At 31.0% G+C, this 19,794-nt stretch carries 20 protein-coding genes and 4 tRNA genes; 12 read left to right on the forward strand and 12 right to left on the reverse strand.

Annotated elements, in window-relative coordinates; genetic code table 11:
* Positions 1-58 precede the first annotated feature (58 nt).
* From ACFO3U_RS08830 to ACFO3U_RS08845, 4 genes are all read left to right on the forward strand, one after another.
* The gene (locus tag ACFO3U_RS08830) at positions 59-1,480 is read left to right on the forward strand and encodes an RtcB family protein (protein WP_379740787.1); all 1,422 of its coding nucleotides are present in this window, start codon (positions 59-61) and stop codon (positions 1,478-1,480) included.
* Between the two features lie 459 nt (positions 1,481-1,939).
* Positions 1,940-2,662: a hypothetical protein gene (locus ACFO3U_RS08835; RefSeq protein ID WP_379740790.1), complete on the forward strand. Its 723-nt coding sequence runs from the start codon at positions 1,940-1,942 to the stop codon at positions 2,660-2,662.
* Between the two features lies 1 nt (position 2,663).
* A complete protein-coding gene (locus tag ACFO3U_RS08840) occupies positions 2,664-4,361 on the forward strand; it encodes a hypothetical protein (protein ID WP_379740792.1) in 1,698 nt (565 codons plus the stop codon).
* Positions 4,342-4,707, forward strand: coding sequence for a hypothetical protein (locus ACFO3U_RS08845; RefSeq protein ID WP_379740795.1), 366 nt, complete (start codon positions 4,342-4,344; stop codon positions 4,705-4,707). The genes ACFO3U_RS08840 and ACFO3U_RS08845 overlap by 20 nt, the downstream gene beginning before the upstream one ends.
* Positions 4,708-4,822: 115 nt before the next feature.
* On the opposite strand, the gene ACFO3U_RS08850 is transcribed toward ACFO3U_RS08845, so the two are convergent.
* Entirely contained in the window at positions 4,823-5,590 is a 768-nt protein-coding gene (locus tag ACFO3U_RS08850; RefSeq protein ID WP_379740798.1) for an SDR family NAD(P)-dependent oxidoreductase, read from the reverse strand.
* A 92-nt stretch (positions 5,591-5,682) separates the two neighbouring features.
* Entirely contained in the window at positions 5,683-6,615 is a 933-nt protein-coding gene (locus ACFO3U_RS08855; protein ID WP_379740801.1) for a helix-turn-helix domain-containing protein, read from the reverse strand.
* 1,360 nt (positions 6,616-7,975) lie between these two features.
* Between ACFO3U_RS08855 and ACFO3U_RS08860 the strand changes: the two genes are divergently transcribed.
* From ACFO3U_RS08860 to ACFO3U_RS08885, 6 genes are all read left to right on the forward strand, one after another.
* Positions 7,976-8,049 (forward strand) — tRNA-Lys (locus ACFO3U_RS08860).
* Between the two features lie 74 nt (positions 8,050-8,123).
* A tRNA-Pro gene (locus ACFO3U_RS08865) sits at positions 8,124-8,196 on the forward strand.
* Positions 8,197-8,201: 5 nt separating this feature from the next.
* Positions 8,202-8,275: transfer RNA gene (locus tag ACFO3U_RS08870), tRNA-Phe, on the forward strand.
* A 108-nt stretch (positions 8,276-8,383) separates the two neighbouring features.
* Positions 8,384-8,704 (forward strand): hypothetical protein, encoded by a 321-nt coding sequence (locus tag ACFO3U_RS08875; protein ID WP_379740804.1) that lies wholly within the window; start codon positions 8,384-8,386, stop codon positions 8,702-8,704.
* Between the two features lie 256 nt (positions 8,705-8,960).
* Positions 8,961-9,026 (forward strand) — tRNA-OTHER (locus ACFO3U_RS08880).
* Between the two features lie 369 nt (positions 9,027-9,395).
* The gene (locus ACFO3U_RS08885) at positions 9,396-10,493 is read left to right on the forward strand and encodes a slipin family protein (protein ID WP_379740807.1); all 1,098 of its coding nucleotides are present in this window, start codon (positions 9,396-9,398) and stop codon (positions 10,491-10,493) included.
* A 203-nt stretch (positions 10,494-10,696) separates the two neighbouring features.
* Here the strand turns inward: ACFO3U_RS08885 and ACFO3U_RS08890 are convergent, their stop codons facing one another.
* Together ACFO3U_RS08890 and ACFO3U_RS08895 are read right to left on the reverse strand one after the other, a co-directional pair.
* On the reverse strand, positions 10,697-11,329 hold the full coding sequence (locus ACFO3U_RS08890) for an NAD(P)H-dependent oxidoreductase (RefSeq protein ID WP_379740810.1): 633 nt from the start codon (positions 11,327-11,329) through the stop codon (positions 10,697-10,699).
* A 43-nt stretch (positions 11,330-11,372) separates the two neighbouring features.
* Positions 11,373-11,786, reverse strand: coding sequence for an SRPBCC family protein (locus tag ACFO3U_RS08895; RefSeq protein ID WP_379740813.1), 414 nt, complete (start codon positions 11,784-11,786; stop codon positions 11,373-11,375).
* Positions 11,787-11,953: 167 nt separating this feature from the next.
* Here ACFO3U_RS08895 and ACFO3U_RS08900 point away from each other — a divergent pair, with 167 nt between their 5' ends.
* Positions 11,954-12,376, forward strand: a complete 423-nt coding sequence (locus ACFO3U_RS08900; protein WP_379740816.1) for a DM13 domain-containing protein — start codon at positions 11,954-11,956, stop codon at positions 12,374-12,376.
* 7 nt (positions 12,377-12,383) lie between these two features.
* Complete coding sequence (locus ACFO3U_RS08905) at positions 12,384-13,277, forward strand: hypothetical protein (RefSeq protein ID WP_379740819.1); 894 nt, start codon at positions 12,384-12,386, stop codon at positions 13,275-13,277.
* Positions 13,278-13,279: 2 nt separating this feature from the next.
* Here ACFO3U_RS08905 and ACFO3U_RS08910 read toward each other — a convergent pair whose 3' ends face one another.
* From ACFO3U_RS08910 to ACFO3U_RS08945, 8 genes are all read right to left on the reverse strand, one after another.
* Positions 13,280-13,570, reverse strand: a complete 291-nt coding sequence (locus ACFO3U_RS08910; RefSeq protein WP_379740822.1) for a chaperone modulator CbpM — start codon at positions 13,568-13,570, stop codon at positions 13,280-13,282.
* Between the two features lie 6 nt (positions 13,571-13,576).
* Positions 13,577-14,494 (reverse strand): DnaJ C-terminal domain-containing protein, encoded by a 918-nt coding sequence (locus tag ACFO3U_RS08915; protein ID WP_379740825.1) that lies wholly within the window; start codon positions 14,492-14,494, stop codon positions 13,577-13,579.
* A 274-nt stretch (positions 14,495-14,768) separates the two neighbouring features.
* The gene (locus ACFO3U_RS08920) at positions 14,769-15,518 is read right to left on the reverse strand and encodes a maleate cis-trans isomerase family protein (protein WP_379740828.1); all 750 of its coding nucleotides are present in this window, start codon (positions 15,516-15,518) and stop codon (positions 14,769-14,771) included.
* Between the two features lie 44 nt (positions 15,519-15,562).
* Positions 15,563-15,874, reverse strand: a complete 312-nt coding sequence (locus ACFO3U_RS08925; protein ID WP_379740831.1) for a GIY-YIG nuclease family protein — start codon at positions 15,872-15,874, stop codon at positions 15,563-15,565.
* Between the two features lie 61 nt (positions 15,875-15,935).
* Positions 15,936-16,844: a fumarylacetoacetate hydrolase family protein gene (locus tag ACFO3U_RS08930; RefSeq protein WP_379740834.1), complete on the reverse strand. Its 909-nt coding sequence runs from the start codon at positions 16,842-16,844 to the stop codon at positions 15,936-15,938.
* Between the two features lie 95 nt (positions 16,845-16,939).
* Complete coding sequence (locus tag ACFO3U_RS08935) at positions 16,940-18,040, reverse strand: cupin domain-containing protein (RefSeq protein ID WP_379740837.1); 1,101 nt, start codon at positions 18,038-18,040, stop codon at positions 16,940-16,942.
* Positions 18,041-18,096: 56 nt separating this feature from the next.
* Positions 18,097-18,711: a transposase gene (locus tag ACFO3U_RS08940; protein ID WP_379740840.1), complete on the reverse strand. Its 615-nt coding sequence runs from the start codon at positions 18,709-18,711 to the stop codon at positions 18,097-18,099.
* Positions 18,712-18,779: 68 nt separating this feature from the next.
* Positions 18,780-19,760 (reverse strand): carbon-nitrogen hydrolase family protein, encoded by a 981-nt coding sequence (locus tag ACFO3U_RS08945; RefSeq protein WP_379740842.1) that lies wholly within the window; start codon positions 19,758-19,760, stop codon positions 18,780-18,782.
* Between the last annotated feature and the right edge of the window lie 34 nt (positions 19,761-19,794).

The following is a 19,794-nucleotide window of genomic DNA, read 5'->3' on the forward strand; positions in this document are numbered from 1 at the left end:
TGATGTGTCGGGGAAATGCATCAGGCTTGCGAAATAAAAAATTATTAAATTTACAATTATGAATACACCAATCAACGGAAACGATTTAAAAAACTTAGGATATGCAGAAGGTAGCTTAATCGGAATAGCTTTAAAATGCAACAGAAAACGTACAGGTTTAACCAAAGAGCAAATGCTAGAAAACTATACCAAAGTTTTAGCAACTCCAGAAGCTTATGTAGAGGATGCTTTATTTGGCACTTTAGCACAAGCGATTATCGAGAAAGCCAATGAAAAGCCAGAAGACTTTATAGCATTAAACCAAAATCCAGCTGCTTATGCCTTGTATGGAGAAAGTCATATTGAAGAAGGAGCCAAAAAACAAATGGATGTAGCTATGCAATTGCCTGTTACGGTGGCTGGTGCTTTAATGCCTGATGCTCATCAAGGATATGGATTGCCGATTGGTGGTGTTTTGGCTACTAAAAACGCTATCATTCCTTATGGTGTAGGTGTGGATATTGGTTGTAGAATGGCTTTATCGGTTTATGATATTCCTGAATTGTTTTACTATGAAAATGAAGATAAATTCAAACGTGAATTAATTGCACATTCTAAATTTGGAGCGGGTCATGGTTTTCAAGGACAATACAAATCGGATCATGCTGTTTTGGAACGAAAAGAATTTACGGATCATTCCTTCATTAAGAATTTGAAAGACAAGGCTTGGTCACAATTGGGTTCGTCTGGTGGTGGTAATCACTTTGTGGAATTTGGTATCCTTGAATTTACGCAAGATGATAAAGTCTTAAACATTCCAAAAGGAAAATATGTGGCTTTGTTAACGCACTCGGGTTCTAGAGGATTTGGAGCTACTGTGGCTGGACATTATACTAAAATGGCTAAAGAGACTTGCAAATTACCTGAAATAGCTAGAAACTTAGCGTATTTGGATTTGGAAAGTGAATTGGGACAAGACTATTGGATTGCCATGAACTTAGCGGGTGATTATGCTTCGGCTTGTCATGAAGTGATTCACGATAAAATGGAAAAAGCTTTGGGAGCAACGATTTTAGCCAAAATAGAAAACCATCACAACTTTGCTTGGAAAGAAATCTACAATGGTGAAGAAGTGATTGTGCATAGAAAAGGAGCTACACCAGCCGGAAAAGGAGTGATGGGAATTATCCCTGGTAGTATGACAGCACCAGGATTTTTGGTAAGAGGAAAAGGAGAGGAGCAAGCCATCAACTCAGCTTCTCATGGTGCAGGAAGACAAATGAGTAGAACACAAGCTACTAAAAACATCACTAAAAATGAGATGAAAAGCATTTTAAAAGACCATAATGTTACCTTAATTGGTGCTGGTTTAGATGAAGCTCCTATGGCTTACAAAGACATTCACCAAGTGATGGCTGCTCAAACAGATTTAGTGGATGTAGTGGCTCAATTTACTCCAAAAATGGTGAGAATGGCTGATGATGGAAGTAGAGAAGATTAAATACAATACTACAAACTGTAATTAGCAATTAGTAATACTTTATTTGGGTTTTGTTCTGGACTTGTTCGGTATTTAGTAGTTTTCTTTTGCATACTTTTTCCAACAAGCCTCGAGCAAAACCCTTCTTTATAGTAAAAATCTACCCTTTTTGACGGCTTTTGACGGGTATTGACTGGTTTTGATACTTAGTGTAGTACTTTGATGGGTTTGACCTTATTTTATAGGGGTTTCGTTCGTAATTGGTTCGTACTTCGTTCGCAAGCGGTTTGCCAAAAAGAGGTTTTTGCGAACAAACTCCGAACAAAGGCAGAACAAAACCCCTATTTACCCCAAAAAATACTAATTACAAAAAAGGTGTTTTTCCTGCTTTTTGGAAGTGTTTTTTTGTTAAATTTGATTTATATAATCTTTAGTAATAAGTAATTTTGATGTTATTAAAATAAAAGATAAAATTTAATTATGCAGGACAATGAATTAAGAAATGAAATTGAAAAGAAAGAAGTTTTATTTCAAAAATTATTTACTAAATACCAATATAATATTAGAAAAGTACCAAATTATATTAATTTTGATGCATTTAAAGATCTAAAACTAATATTTGAACTCTATTCAGAAATATTCCATTTGAGAGGATTTAATTATAATAAGTTATCAAATATAAAATTAGAAAAAATTATAAATCCTTACAGTGCATCTGAAAAAAAAGAACTAATTAGCCATTTAGTTAAAGCTTTAGTTAAAAACGGTAACGAAGAAGAGGCAAAAAGTGTAATGGAGTTACTTAATAAAATAGAAATCAAATATTACTGGGAAAACATAAAACTTAAAAATAACCTATTAATAAACTCTGTTAAACTACTTCTTAAAATTATTTCATACAACATATTAGTTCTACTTTTATTTTTAACATTATATCTTTTTATTTCAACTTTATTTTTTTGCGAATCCAAATTTGAATGTTTAGCTATTTTAGATGTAAAAAAAGTTAATATTACTGAGATAAACTGGTTAAATAATTTTGGAAACTTACTAACTTATATTTTTGATTTAGATAGTAAAATGGAAGTTATTCCTTTGAATTTTTATGGAGTTTTACTATTGGTTTTTCAAAAATCTTTTTTGATTTTAATCTTAGGTAATTATATTGTGAAAGAAATTTTTAATAAAATAAAGCTGAAATAATATGACGATAAAAGATATAGATTACGATTTAAGAAGATTTAATTCTCTTATTTTAAGATTAATATTAGTAATTACATTATTATCCATACAAATTTTTAATACTAATTTTTTTGATAAAAAAACTTATTTTATTAGTTTGTTAATATATGTGTGTGTGTTATTTTTAAACTTAAAATATTCAAACTCTAAATATAAAGGTAAAGTTAGACTATTTCTTGATTTAACTATTTTATGTGTGTTTTTGTATAAAAAAGATTTAAATCAAATTTTAAATTTTTTACCGTTTATATTATTATTGTCAAATATACAAAGCCATTCAAATAAGAATGGAAATTTTCCATTCTTTATTTTTTTAATTCATATAAGTATTTTTTTTATTGATAATTTTAAATTTAATTTAACACACCATGTAATTCCTATTATTTTTTATTTATTTACTTTTATACTTAGTATTAGAAATGTTTTTTCAAGTATTAATGAAGATATTGTTCATTTAGTAGGTGATTTATTTATTGAAAGCGTAAATGAAAATAATAGCCATAAAATCTTAAGAAACGTTATAAATAAAATTAATGTTTCGAGAGTTAAATATGTGAATCAAATAGAAGAACTTTTTTTATTTATTAATCATAATGGAAAATTTGTTTTAATTAAAGGTTCAAAATTTGTAAAAAATAATGAAATCGAAAGTTCATATGATTTAGCTAGAATTATTTCAAAAGATATTAATAAAAGAAAAAAAATTATAACGAAAGATAACGTTATAATTGATGATGTTAATTATAAGTATAGTTATTGGATTAACCATAAAGTATTAGAAAAGGATTATTACTTTCTTATTTGTTTAAAAAGAGAAAGTGTATTTAATGAATCTATAATTTCAAATTTCAGACCAATTTTTGAATATATAGCTAGAATTTATTTTATCAGTAATTCTTTAATTGAACTAAATAATTCTAATTTAAAAATAATTAAGCAAAAAATAGCATATGTGTTTGATGCACAAAATGCTTTGCATTTTGTTAAAAACAAGCTCTCACCAATTACTTCTACTATTGATTTAATGGATCGGTATTTTAAGCAAAATGATTTATCAGCTGAGAAAAAAGAATATATAGAAAAAAGACTTCTAGAAAATAATAATAATACAGAAATTAAGGCTATAATAAAAAAAGCAGAAGTATTAATTAAAGGTGTTGATAATATCTTAAATGAGAAAGATAGTATAATTTCATTAAAAACATTTATAGATGATTTAAGGAAAAATTGGTTTTTTCACTTTAATAGTATTGATGGAGTATTAATCAATGTAAATGATTTAACTAATATTAAAATATTAATTAATCAGATGATGTTTGATTTTGTATTTACAGATATAATAGAAAATATTAATAAATATGGTGAATCAAATAAAAAAAATGTAGAATTATCAATTATAGAGGGTGATTTAAAAATATTATTTTCTAATAAAATACTTGATTATGAAAGACATAAGCAAGAATTAGATGATATAATAACTTTATATAATTTAAGAGATAATGATGAAATTTATAGTAGAAAGACTCATGGATTAAACTTTATAAGAAGACTTTTAAGAAGAAAGAATATAGAAAATAAGATTTTTGTGGATAAATCAAATTTCACATTTAATCATGAAATTAAAATCAAAATACAAAAAAATGAGAATATTAGTATTTGAAAATGAAATTCCAAAGGTCAAAGATGCTTTTTCAGATGTAAATGAACTTGATTTCAATAAAGAGTTAAAAATAAATTACATTGACAAATCACAAAATTTTGGTGATTATAAGGATTCTGTAAATTATGATTTAATATTTGTTGATATAGATTTATCACCAACAAGTGAAAAAGATGGTTATGGAGTTATTGAAGAAATTATAAAATTTGGGAATAGAAACATTGTTGTGCTAACTGGAAATATGGTAGAGAAAGAATTAAAAAAAAGAGGTTTAGATAATATAAAAATTTTATCAAAACCAATATTTTTAGACGAGCTTAAAAGTACAATTGAAGCTTTTATGTAGTAATATTAATAATGATTTAAACTTTTTCCAATATTTGTTCTCAAAAAAACAATAATTGTTTGCATAAAAAAAAACCACAAGCCTAACTCGTGGTTTTTTTATAAATAAAAGTTGTCTAAATATTAAACCCTCCAGCAACTTCCAAACGTTGTGCGTTAATCCATTTAGCATCTTCACTACACAAAAACGCTACTACAGAGCCAATATCATCAGGTAACCCAACTCTTCCTAAAGCAGTGTTAGATGCAATCATGTTGTTCAAATCTTGGTTGTCACGCACAGCTCCACCACCAAAATCAGTTTCAATGGCTCCTGGTGCTACGGTGTTTACTCTAATTTTTCTTGGTCCTAATTCTAACGCTTGGTAACGACTCAAGGCTTCAATACCTGTTTTCATAACTGCATAAGCTGCATAACCGTTGAAACTAAAACGTGTCAATCCAGACGAAATGTTTACAATACTTGCTCCATCTTGCAACAACGGCAATAGTTTTTGGGTTAAAAAGAAAGCTCCTTTTAAATGAATATTTACCATACTGTCAAATTGTTCCATCGTTGTTTCAGCAAACGAAGCATGAACACCTACACCTGCATTATTTACCAAAGCAGCAAGGGTTTCTCCATGAAACTCGTTTTGGATTGTTTGTTGTAAGGTAGTGGCAAATTCCGAAAATGAATTGGCATTGGCAACATCTAGTGGCAAAGCAAATGCCTTTTGACCACTCGTATTAATTTGGTTTACTACTTCTTGAGCCGCATCGCTTTTGGTTTGGTACGTAAGGATTACATCAAATCCTTTTTTAGCTAATTGCAAAGCCATGTCTTTTCCAAGACCACGACTTCCACCTGTTACTAAGGCAATTTTGTTTACTGTGTTTGTCATTTTATTTGTGATTTAATTACAGTACAAAATTGGTGGAATTTGGGCAAAGAGCTGTTGCAAGAATCAAAGTGATGTTTGCAAAAATCAAATAATTAGTTTTCTCTAAATTGTAAAGGTGAACTATTCACTTGTTTTTTAAAGAAGTTGGAAAAATGAGCTACTTCATCAAAACCAAGACAAATGGCAATTTCAGAAATGTTCCAATCGGTTTGTTTTAAAAGAATTTTAGCTTCTTGTGTAATGCGATGTTTAATGATCTCAGTAGTGGTTTTTCCAGTAACTTCTTTCAAAACTTTGTTCAAATGATTGACATGAATTCGCAGATTTTCAGCATATTCCTTAGCAGTTCGCAATTGCAACTCTTGGTTGATGGATTCAATAGGAAACTGTCGTTCCAATAGTTCTATAAAGAGCGATGAAATTCGTGAAGAAGCATTGTGGTTCTCTTTTTGGCCTTCAATAGGCTTTAGTTTTTGCCCAGTATGAATTAATTCCATAACATAATTTCGCAACAAATCATACTTAAAAGCATAATCCGATTGAATTTCATCATTGATTTTCAGAAAGATATGTTCAATAGTCTCATATTGTTCATCACTTATTTGATACACAAAATCACTCTGATTGCTAAAAATAGGTAAGGTATCAATGTTCAAAGCTGTTTTAGAAATGTCCATAAAATCAGCCGTAAACACACAAAAATAACCCGATTGGTTTTCGTTTTGCGGTGTGTAACGATAAGGAATTCGCGGTGAAGCAAACAATATTGCTTTTTGTTTGATTTCTATTTGTTTATCCGCATAATCCACAATATTATGTCCGTTAATCAAACTTATTTTATAATAGGTTCTGCGGTTGTAAGGCATCACGAGCTTGCCTTTACAAGTGCTATTCATTTCAGCAATATTAAAAACATTGAAATGTCCGATATCTTCATTGCTTTGTTCATTAAAGAACAGTTCAGTCAAAGGGCATTTGTCTTTAAATATTTCTTTGTAGAATTCGTTTATGGAAATAGTTGTCATCTTGTAAAAATCAAATAGTTTACAAAGATAGGGGTTTTGTTTGATATTTTTGAGTTTATGGTTTATGGTTGAAAGTTTATGGTTTACAGTTGCCATGTTTGTGGGGCTACTTGTGAGTTCCCTCCTTTGTCGGGATGATAAGATTATGACTAATTGCTTATAAAATTCTAATTCTAAAAATAATTCTTACATTTGCCCTTGAAATGAAAACACAAAAACAACATAATAGCTTATTTATAATCACTAAAGCATTCCGTTCAGGAAAAGATTTTCCTTTGGATTGCTATGGACGTTGTATGTGTTTTTGTAAAGAAATGAATTGATTTTCTAAATAAATACCAGTATAAATACAAAACGTCCTTTGCAAAGAGGACGTTTTTTTTGTTTAACAGAGAAAGAAAATAGAAAAAAGAGCATAGAAAATAGAAAAAAGATGCTGAATCAAGTTCAGCATGACAGTAAAAGATAAAAAAATAGAAAAAATGTTTAATGATAAATAAAAATAAAAGAAAATAAGACTTGAGAACTAACCAAATGAGAGACAGTCATTTGCACTTTTAAAAGTATCTGTTGAAAAACGGACAGGATTTTTTATGTCCAAAAACAAAGTTAAGTAACTGATTATCAATAAAATAATTTTGAAAAATATTTGGAAGTTGTGTTTTTTTGACTTTATCTTTGCCGAAGAAAATTAGACAATTACGAATTATCAATTACGAATTATCAATTATAAAAATGAGAACACTATATATACAAATTAAGAATGATAATAAGATGAAGTTAGTTTCATTACTTACAAATGATTTCGCACAACCTAGTTTTTGTTTTGGGTTTGGAGGAATGCAGGTGTATAAGTATAGGCAGTAGGATAGAAGTATCCGATTGTAAGTATTTGAAGCACCTTTAACGAGGTGTTTTTTTTTGCTTTTATACCGTCAGTTTGAGTGTTTTTTGAAGTAGTATGCTTTGGAGGTTAAGCAGTAGTCTGAACTTCAAAAAAAGTATCGAGAACCATTGTTGGAGAAAATGAAGTAAAAGCTTCTCGATACATTTTATACTTTAAAAACTAGCGTTTTCAAAGTATAAAACACTCGAAGTGACGTTAGCGAGACGATTTAGGATAAAAGATGATATTCAATTATACCGTCAGTTCGAGTGTTTTTTGAAATAGTATGCTTTGGAGGTTAAGCAGTAGTCTGAACTTCAAAAAAAGTATCGAGAACCATTGTTGGAGAAAATGAAGTAAAAGCTTCTCGATACATTTTACACTTTAAAAACTAGCGTTTTCAAAGTATAAAACACTCGAAGTGACGTTTGCGACAATGTTTAGAGTTAAAGAAGTGTCGAAAAAATAAAATAAGATTTTGTAGCTCAGCTGGTTAGAGCAATCGTCTTTTAAGCGATGGGTCTCAGGTTCGAATCCTGACAGAATCACTTATGGTCTAGAAAGGACCAAACTCAAAGGATTTTTTTTGACTGTCTCTCAGAAAAATGAATTTGAGTTACTACTGGGAAGATAACGATTGGTTGTTTACTCGCTTTGGATGCGAGAGGTTGCAGGTTCGAGTCCTGCTTCCCAGACAAAAGGAACAGTGGTGTACAAGGTGTTGCACGTTAGTCTGAAGAACTAGAGGTATTCGTTCGATTCGAATCTGTTCCACAAATAAAAAAAATGTAAATTAGCCTTACTTAAACTAGTTTTTTCCGTTACAAGGATTAGCAATAGGATGAGTTTACATGAATTAAGTTGAATTTAAAATTGTAAATTATGAAACCAGACATTTTAAAAAGATTCCTTACAAACACTGATGAAACAGGTAGATTTGTTATGAAGTCAAGAATCACTGGAATCACCTATTTTGTAGAACCTATTTATAACGGGAAAGCTCCAAAATGGGGAGATCTTGACCCTGCCACAAATAAATTAACCGGAAATTATGGTTCCAAATATACTGGAGCCGTTACCAAAAAAGAATCTTTAATTACTGAAGAAAACGGATTTGAAAACATTGGTTATTTTAAAGGAAGTCCTTTTGGTGCCATAGATCAGCGTGATAAAGAGCATCAATTGCGAATGGAAAAAAAATAAACTTTTGTTCTACGCAAAATAGTTGCGTACTGCTTTTTGAATCTTTGTTCAGAGAAAAAATTAAAGTTCTTTGCGTAACAAATAATATCAAACAAGTCTTGTTGGGTGTTTCTGTATAGCACTATTGTAGTATTCGTTTCGCTGATGCGAATGATGTTTTACTATTCAACTTGATTTGAAGGTTTTGGGTTGTTTTCCAAAAAATAATTCACCATTTACTCTATGGGTCACGGGTTCGATTCCCGTACATACTTCGGGTATGTTAGTTCAGTCTGGTAAGAACAATAGAATGGATACGTAGGTTCGAATCCTACACACATTTCGTTAGTGTGTTTGACAGTGGCAGTCACCAACAGGCTCAAAATCTGTTAGAAGAGTAGCGTTCGCTCTATAAATTGAATGTACCATGGAAAAAGACTATTTGTCTTTGTCTGCAACAACTTAACCAGTGTTCAAATGTTGCACTCACGACAAGACCTGACAATTGTCTCCGTTTTTTAAACCGTTACTTGCCTTTGGGGTTTGCTTGTACTGAACTTAGGTTTTGTACAAAAAATAACATCAAACGCTTGCAACGCTTTGCTAAACTGGCTTTTATCCGTCCTTGAAGGAGGATGAAGACAAGTAGGCTTTTTTATTTAAAACGAATTATAAATTAGGCTGTTAAATGCAGTAATAATAACTAGAAATAATGATTAAAAGAATTACAATCAAAGCCTACCAAGTAGGTTTGGTATTTGAAAACAGAAAATTAATTGCTGTTTTAGAAGAAGGTAAATTTTGGATTTGGGGTAACAAAGAAGTCATGATTTATGAAATGAAATCGTCTTTTGTAGCACCAGTAGAATTGAATATTTTATTGCAAAATGAAACATTAGCTTCTTTGTTGGATATTGTTGAAATTGCCGATAATGAAATTGCTTTATACTTTGTTAATGGTATTTTCAAAGAGGTTTTGACAACTGGAAGATATGCGTTTTGGAAAGGTTATATGGATCATACATTCATCAAAGCAGACACCAGTAAAGTGCATATCACAGAACAAATTGCCATTAATATGTTAGAAAACCCAAAAGTGAGAGTTTACATTAGAAAGTTTCATGTAGCGAATTTTGAAAAAGGTTTGTTGTTTGTAAATGGTGCTTTTGTAAAAGAGTTAGCATCTGGTACGTATTATTTTTGGAACAATACTATTTCGGTAGAAATTAAAAATGTAGATATCAGAAAACAACAAATGGAAATCTCAGGTCAAGAATTATTGACTAAAGACAAAGCTACTTTGAGAATTAACTTCTTTGCAAGTTACACGGTTACGGATGTAGTGAAAGCTTTGGTGAACAATAAAGACTTTGAAAAACAGTTGTATGTAACGATGCAATTAGCTTTAAGAGCTTTTGTGAGTGTTTATACTTTGGATGAGTTGTTGAGTAAAAAAGACACCATTGCTGAAGTAATTTTGGAAGAAACTACAACTAAAATTGCTGATTTAGGTTTGCAAGTATTTGCGGTAGGTATCAGAGATGTTATTTTACCAGGAGATATGAAAGAAATCATGAATCAAGTTTTGGTAGCAGAAAAGAAAGCACAAGCTAACAGCATCATGAGAAGAGAAGAAACAGCTTCTACAAGAAGTTTGTTGAACACAGCCAAATTGATGGAAGAAAACGAAATGTTGTGGAAATTGAAAGAGATGGAATACGTAGAAAAAATTGCAGATAGAATTGGTGAAATCACCATTTCTGGTAGTGGTAACATCATCGGTCAATTGAAAGAAATTTTCGTGAAATAAGCTGAACCTCGAGATTAATATTTCGAGGTTTTTTGTATTAGATGACAGTATTGGATAAATAATTTGCAAATCTGCGGTGAATGAAATAACTAGTAAGTCCTTTACAAGTTGATAAGTTTAAGGTTAATACTTTAAACAAAAAAACTTTACTCATCGAAACAAGTAAAGTTTTTATAATTTATAAAAGTAGCTTTTAAAGAAACTTAATCAATTCTAGTAAAAAATTCATCTTCAGGAGTTCTTACTTTTTTCATATCAACTAACCAATCGTTTTCAGCATCTCTGTAACCTAAAGTCATGATAACTGTACTTTTTAAGCCTAATTCTCTTAAACCTAATATTTCATCTACTTTTAGTGGTTCAAAACCTTCCATTGGTGTTGCATCTACTTTTAATTCTGCAGCAGCAGCTAAAGCCATTCCTAATGAAATATAAGATTGTTTAGCAGCATGATTAAAATGCCATTCTTTTCCTAAAGGTTCATACATGCTCCAAAGGTTCTTTTTATAGTCATCCATAGTGTCCATTGGCAAACCTCTTTCTTTCATTGTATAGTTAAACATTTTTTCGATACGTTCTAAAGTATAGCAATCCCAAGCAGCAAAAACCAATACATGTGAAGCATCCGTAATTTGACTTTGGTTGGAAGCAACTGTTCTTATTTTTTCTTTTACTTCTTGATTTGAAATTACAAAAATTTGGAAAGGCTGTAAACCCGAAGAAGAAGGAGCTAAGCGAGCCGCTTCCAGTATATAATCTATTTTTTCTTGTGCAACATTCTTTCCATTCATTTTTTTAGTAGCATAACGCCACTTTAAATCTTCTAATAAGCTCATTTTTTTTCTTTTTAATTAGTCTTGCTAATTTACAATTTATAAGCTAATTCTTCTCTACACAACTCTTAAAGTTATCTAAAATTGCTTGCCAACCTTGTTGTTGCATTTCCAATGAATTTTGATTTTCGGCTTCAAAAACTTCCGTTATTTGAACTTCATTATCAATTTCTTCAAAAACGATTTCAACTTTACGATTATCTTCAAGGGTGTAAGCTATTTTTTGTAATGGAATAATATCATCATAAATTCCACAAAAATCAAAACTCATACTACCATCTTTAGCAGCCATTGTGGAACAAAATTTTCCACCAACTTGTAAATCATTCGTTGCTTTTGTAGTATGCCAATCAGGTGATGGAGTATTCCATTTCATTATATATTTAGTGTCTGTCCAAAAAGCCCACACTTTTTCAATTGGAGCATTAACTTTAGTTTGGATTTTTATTTTATGACTCATTTCTAATTTTAATTATGTTACTACTTGCGAGTTATAAATTTAAGAATAATACTCTACTTTTAGAAAAAATTATCATTTTTTTATAAAATCAACAATAGTGTTAGTTGGCTTACAAAGTTTTTCATTAGTAAAAAGTATTTTTGAATCCTAACTTAAACACAAATGCTATGATTAAGAAAATATTTTATTTATTAATTGCTTTATTTCTTTTTTCTTGTGAAGAAGAGGGAGAGTTTACTAAGCAAGAAACACAAGAGCAAGTAATTATTGATCCTAATATTGAATTAATTGAACTATATGCTGGAACATTTGCACCTACTTCTGGTATAAATGTTACTGGACAAGCTAAGGTATTTCAACAAGGAACAACACGATATGTTTCATTAGAAAACTTCACGATTTCAGATGGACCCGATCTGAAAGTATATCTTTCCACAACTGCAAATCCAGATATGTTTGTGAATTTAGGAAACTTGACATCGGCAACCAACTATAGTATTCCTTCTGAAGTTGATTTGGAACTTTATAAATATGTATTGATTCATTGCCAACAATACAATCATTTGTTCGCTATTGCTAATTTAAATTAATCAATTTATGAAAAATATATTATTTGTATTCTTGGTTTTAGGAAGTTTTTCAATACAAGCACAAGGTTGTAGTGATGCTGGTTTTTGCTCCGTAGGAAATACGTTTACAGATGAACTAAATACTACTAAAAACCAACTTGATTTTGGAGGTATAATCGGTGGAGGAGAAGCATCTATTTTTTACATTTCTCCTTATGTGACTTATACAAGAAACTTTTCGGAATCGTTTTCTATGAGTGCAAAAGTAACTTATTCGCAAGCAAATGGAGATTTTGGAACAAGAGGTCAGTTTGGAGATGCATTCTTAACCAGTAATTATACTTTTAAAGAAAAAAACGATAAAACTTGGAGTACGCTTTTGGGTTTTAAATTTCCGTTTACTACTTCCAATGCAAAGATCAATGATATTTCTTTGCCTTTAGATTACCAAGCGAGTTTAGGAACTTTTGATTTAATTGCTGGTGTAGGTTTGAAGTATAAAAAATGGTTTTTTAATACTGCTGTTCAAATTCCTGTATTCAATAACAATAAGAATTCATATTTTGATGAATATTCCGCTTCAAATGATTTTAACTCCACCAATCTATTTGAGAGAAAACCTGATGTTTTGTTTAGAACTACTTACATCATCAATACTACTAAAAAATTCACTTTCAAACCTAATTTATTATTCATTTATCATTTAGGAGAAGATAGTTATGAGAATATTTTTGGCAATAGAACTACAATTGAAAATTCGGATGGACTGACATTGAATGGAAACTTGATAACAAGCTATGCTATTTCACAAAATAGAAGTATTGAATTGTCGTTAGCAACACCTTTTGCTGTGAGAGATGAAAGACCAGATGGTTTAACACGTTCGTTTACTGCTGGAATTATTTATAAGTATGCTTTTTAATTTTATTCATACAATCGCAATCGATTCTTTAGGTAGTTGATTTCATTAAGAAGTTGATTTTCTTTTTCTTGTAGGTTTAAAATAATGTCAATTCCTTCTTTATTGACGTTTAATTCGTTGTGAAGACGTATAATTTTTTCAAGGGTTGCTAATTGGTTTCTGTCCAAATATTTTTGTTCTTCTTGTACAATAATTTGAATTAATCCAAAAGCTTCCAAGTCTTGAATAAAGTTGATTTCTATTTGATATTCTTGACAAAATACGTCTACTATTATTAATTCTTGCGTTTCCATATTTGTTTATTTTTGAGCTACTTTAGCTAATTCATTAAATAGTTCGGTTTCTTTTTCAGTTAAGTTGGTTGGAATAACAATATTGAAAGTCACATACAAATCTCCAAATGTGCCCTCTTTTTTGTAAACAGGGAAACCTTTTCCTTTCAAACGTACTTTTGTTGCATTTTGAGTTCCAGCAGCTACTTTCAGTTTTAATTTGGTATTGTTAAAATCAGCAATAGTTACATCACCACCTAAAACAGCTGTATATAAATCTAAATCGTGTGTTAGATATAAGTCATTTCCAACACGCTTGAAAGCTGTAGTATTTACTATAGAAAAAGTAATATACAAATCACCATTTGGTCCATTATTAGCACCTGGTCCACCATAACCGTTAATTTTAATAGTTTGTTGGTCTTCAATACCAGCAGGAATAGTGATTCTAATGCTTTTTCCGTTTACCGAAAATTCCTTTTTATGTGTTGAATAAGCTTCTCTAATATTCAATTGAAGTTGGGCTTGAATATCTTGTCCGCGATATTTAGGTTGACTTCTTCTGCTACCAGTTCCTTGATTTCCGAACATGGAAGAAAAGAAATCTGAGAAATCTTCTCCTTCGAAATGACTACCTGTATAAGATTGCTGTTGGCTGCCATTTGAATATTGACGTTGTTGTTGCTGTTGCTGTTGTTTGTATTTTTCGTATTCTTCTCCATTTTCCCAATCTTTTCCATACTTATCGTACTTCTTTCTTTTTTCGGGATTACTCAAAACTTCATTTGCCTCATTGAGTTGTTGAAACTTAGCTTGAGCTTCTTTATCATTTGGATTAATGTCTGGATGGAGTTTTCGAGCTAGTTTTCGGTAGGCTTTTTTAATTTCATCACTAGTTGCATTTTTTGTAATGCCTAAGACTTTGTAATAATCAATAAATTCCATAAAATTTGTAAATTAAACAGTTTTAAATCACATATAGTGATTGGTTAAATTTACGAAATTCTATGGAATTTAGGTCTTAAATGCTTGTTAATAATTATAGTATATTCTTTACTACATAATAAACAACTATGAAAAGTATTACAGTTCCAAAACAACCTAGTTTGGCTTTTTTTGCAGTAAATAATGCAGCGAAGAATGCGATTAGGTTTTTCATAGGTTTTATTTAAGTTAGTACTCTATATTCTATTATCTATTTTCTTTAATCTCATTTTAATTAATACTTCCCATTTAACAATTCACCACCAATAGCTGATTTTGCTTCAATTCCGATTTTCTTCATCATTTCATAAGTGGTACAAACTGCTGCTGAAGTCACAGGAATACCACATTCAGCTTGAATTAAGTCAATAGCTTCCAAAGAAGGCATTTGCACACAAGCTGAAGCTACCAAAACATCCACATCAGTCAAATCTAATTGTTTGTAGATTTCCAATAAATTCATAGGATCTTGAGCTGCAACTTCCAAATTATCTGGAATTTCCAAAGCAATACTTTGTTTTACTTTTATACCTTGATTTTCGATATAATCTACTACCATATCAGTCAAAGGTCTCATGTAAGGTGTAATAATTGAAATTTGTTTTGCTCCTAAAACTTTTAAACCATTAATCAAAGCACCAGCTGAAGTCACAATTGGAGTAGGGAAGTCATTAGCCACCGTTTCTTGGTGTAAATTCACTTCTGAAACGCAATGATAGCCTCTTCCCATGCTCATAATTGCAACTAAACAAGCATAACCCATGACATCTACATGAGCATCTGACAATTCTTGAGCACATTTTAAACTCATGGCATCCATTGCTTCGAGTTCTTCTTTCGTTACTTTTTTCATTCGCATTCTACTACTATGAAAGGTAAAGCGTTCAGGAAGTATAGTTTCTCTTGAACGGAAGATTGCTGGTATTTCGGTTTCCATCGTTACGTTTGAGGATGGAACTATTTGGCCTATTCTGTATTTCTTCATTTTGTTTAATTTTTGTTTTGTCTCCCTGAGCGCAGTCGAAGGGCTTATGGTTTATATTTATGATGAGTCGCATTTCTACACTCAGCTAATGTTTGTAATAAATCAAAATCACCTTTTATTAAGGCTTCTTTCTTTGATTTAGACCATTTTTTTAATTTCTTTTCAAAATATATCGCTTGCTCAGCTTCCATAAATTCTTGGTAAAATTCTAATATGACTGGTCTTCTCTTAAAAGTATATGCATTAGGTAATCTACCATCATTATGTTCGTTTAATCTTCTTTCAAGATTATTTGTTATACCTGTGTAAAGTGAATTGTCATTACATCTTAATATGTATACATAATAAAATTTCATAATTATTTAGCAATAACTCCCTCGACTGCGCTCGGGATGACAAACGTATAAAATCATGTTTCTATATTTCTTTTACTGTATTTTCGATTGAACCAATTCCTTCCACAGTGCATTTCACTACATCACCATCTTTTAACCATTCTTGAGGACTTCTTCCTGCTCCAACTCCTGCTGGTGTTCCTGTTGCGATGATGTCTCCTGCTTCTATGGTGAAAACGGTACTCAAATCTTCAATCAGATCATTGATATTGAATAACATAAATTGTGTATTTGAATTTTGTTTTTCAATGCCATTTACGGTTAATGACAAATTCAAATTATGAGGGTTTTTGATTTCGTCTTTGGTAACTAAAATGGGTCCCATTGGTGCAAATGTATCTTGTCCTTTAGAAACAATCCATTGTCCTGAACGACGACAATCTCTTGCTGAAATATCGTTAATTACTGTGTAACCAAATACATAATCCATTGCTTCAGATTTAGGCACGTATTTTCCTTTTTTTGAGATAATTACAGCTAATTCAACTTCCCAGTCCAATTGATTAGTAAGCTTTCTATTTAGAAGAATTTCAGTATTAGTTGCAGTAACCGTAGTAGGTGGTTTTGAGAAGATAACTGGTTGTTGTGGCAACTCGTTTGAAGTGTCTAACGTACGAGCGCTTTCGGCAACGTGTTCCGTATAATTTAAACCAATTCCGATAATGTTTTTTCTAGGTTTTGGAATAGGTGCTAAGAAAGTAACTTCTTCTATCTTATAAGAGATTTCTTCAAAGTCAACTTCACGAGTATCTTCAATTAAACCGTTGATTTCTTCAATAATTTCATAGCCTAAATCAATTAAATCCAACATATCATCTGGTAATGGAAAATTGCAAATGTTTCCAAAGTCTTCCATATCGATAACTAGGTTATTGTGGATGAATCCTAGTCTTGGTTCTGTGCTATTTGTTTTGTAAGTAAGTAGTTTCATTTTATTTGAGTTTACTGTTATAAGTTAACAGTTTTAAGTTATTAGTTTCAAAGGGTAAAGGTCTTTTCTCTTTTATCTTTCCTCTATTTTCTTTCTTATTGATGTCCGTTATTTTCTGTCATTTCTTTTCCTTGATATAATCCTAATTTTTCAATTACAGGCAAATCATTAAAATTGAAAAGACAAGCATCTTCCGTTTCTGATAAGTTATTGTGTTCGTGCCAAGCCCAAGATGGAACACAGAAAATATCACGTTCTTTCCAATCGTAGCGTTTTCCATCAATTATGGTGTAACCTTTTCCTTTGGCACATTGGTACACAAAAGAACCTGTGTGTTTGTGCGCTTTTCCTTTAAAACCTGCTGGTAATAATTGCATAGAAGCACCCATAGTTTGCATCACATGTCCACCAGTCAGAGGATTTGAATAATGCATAAAGACACCATCAAATGGATTAATTTCATTTGATTTTGAAGCTTCAACTAATGCTGGATAGACTTTAGACCAAGAAAATTTGAACAAAGGAGAATAGGGTTTATCCCAAACTTTATCTGCAGGAATGATTCCAGCTGTTCCGTAATTGATTGGAGAATGATTTAAAGGAAAATCTAATGGCTGTTTGCCATCATAAACGGCATAATCATTAGCTTCTAAAGCATTTACTAAAGGAATATCTAAACCATCTTGCCAAATACAGGTTTTCCCGTTGGCATCAACACCATGTTCGTGCCAAGTTGAGTTTGGTGTTATTACAAAATCGTTAACTTCAAATGTAATTTTATTACCATCAACCACAGTATATCCACCTTCACCTTCCATAATGAAGCGTAGGGCAGAAGCTTTGTGTCTGTGAGCAGATGTAAATTCCCCTGGACGAGTAACTTGGATTCCAGAATACAACCAACCTACAGCAGCTGCAACGTCTTTTCTTTTGTCGTTTACCAAATAAACTACTCGTCTTCCTGCTTGTTCTGGTGTGACTAATTCGGATGATTTTAAAACTAAATCGCGTAAGTCATCATATTTCCATAACATAGGAACTGAATTTGATTTTGGTTCCCAAGGTTCAATATCATTGGCAACAGTCCATAAGGCACCAGCACCTAATGTTTCTAATTCTTTGTAATACGCTTTAAGTTCATCAGAGTCTTGAACTCTAGCTCTTCCGTATTGATCGTCTGAATGGTTTTCGTTCATGGTTTGTTCTTATTAAAACAACCCTTCTAGGGTTCCAAACCCTAGAAGGGTTAAATTTATTCAATTATAAAGTTATTTATTTCTTGTAAATTTTGTTCTGAATTATGGTATTCTATAAAATTTTCTTTATTCTGATAAAACTCAATCACGTCTTCTCTTTTTAATTTTGTGGGTTTATCTGAAATTATTGTTTCGTAAGAAGACCAAGGATATAGATTTATGTTTTTTGTAAATCCATGATGAACTGGATTATTATGTATGTAAAAAATAACTTTTTGTAAATAGGCATCTGAAGTTATTTTTTTTCTCTCGAATCTTGACTCAAATAGACTTCCGGTTCTGTTGAATTTTTTATTTATTCCTTGTGTATAGGCATTAAATAAGTGGGAAAACTGTTTCGAAGCTGAAATTACTTTTGGCTTTTCAACTGTAGAAAATTCTAATTTATCTTGGTTTATTTCATGATTAAATTTGATGTAAACCAATATATGAAAGTGATTCTTAAGTAAGCACCAAGCCAAGGTATCCGCTACAGGTGTTATATATTTATCATAAAGTTTCAAAAAATAATAGTAACTATCTGAATCAAAAAACACATCACAACGGTTATTGCCACGATTGTAGATGTGGTAATAAGATCCTTGTTCTATTGGTTCTTTTATTTGAGACATTTACTTTAATTTATTTAAAATAACCCTACTAGGGTTTAAAACCCTAGTAGGGTTAGATTTGTTATTTCTTATTTTTTATTAAATTCTTCATAATTATCGATAAACTTAATCTTTCTTGTTGGAGCAATATTTACTCTTAAATCAAAGATATCGAATCTGTTGTAATGTCCCAAAATATCGTGCATTTGTTTGGGTTGGATGCATTTTTCTAAATCAATTTCAGCATAGACAATTCCTTCATCATCGATTAAAGGTTCTCCGATTGTAGCACCATTTGGACCAATAAATCCTGAAAAAGCTGAATTTTTACGCGTTAATACTTCATCTACATTTGGAACATCTTCGCGTAAAGCATCCATAATTTCTTGAGAAATGGTTGAACAAGAAACGATTGTGAATAATTTTCCTTCAAAAGAATGTGCTGCTGCTCTAATTTTAATTGCTTCAGCCATATTGTAATCTGGTGGTGCAACAGGAAGCGAAATATAATTAGCAATATGAACCAATTCTCCTTGTGAAAGTAATGTAAAACGAGCTAAAGTATTGGTGTTTTCTCCACAAGCTAATGTTCCTAATGGCCCAACTTCTGTATCATAGACTTTTAGCGAAGAACCATCACCCGAAGACCAAGTAAGTTTTTCAGCCCAAGTTGGAACTAGTTTTCTATGTTTTCCAATTAGCTTTCCGTTGTTGTCAATAATTAAGTTGGTGTTGTAAATTTCTCCATACGAATTGCCACGTTCGTTAATACCAATAACGATATGTATATTATATTCTTTTGCAGCTTCAAATAAAGGTTGCATAGAAGCATCATCTGTTTTTACCGAACATTTGTATAGTTTTTCATACCATTTACTGCCTTGAACGGGTGTCATTATCCAATTCCAATAAGGATAACCTGCTACAAATACTTCTGGGAAGGCAATTAATGACGCTCCATTTTGACTAGCTTCTTTAATGAAACCAATAGCTTTTTCAATAGTTTTTTCTACATTTAGAAAAACGGGTGAAGTTTGTACGGTTGCTGCTTTGATTTTTTTAAAGTCCATATATATTGTTTTTGGAACACAGATTGGAGAAATT

It is taken from the genome of Flavobacterium ponti (genome assembly GCF_042652765.1).
Lineage (GTDB): Bacteria > Bacteroidota > Bacteroidia > Flavobacteriales > Flavobacteriaceae > Flavobacterium > Flavobacterium ponti.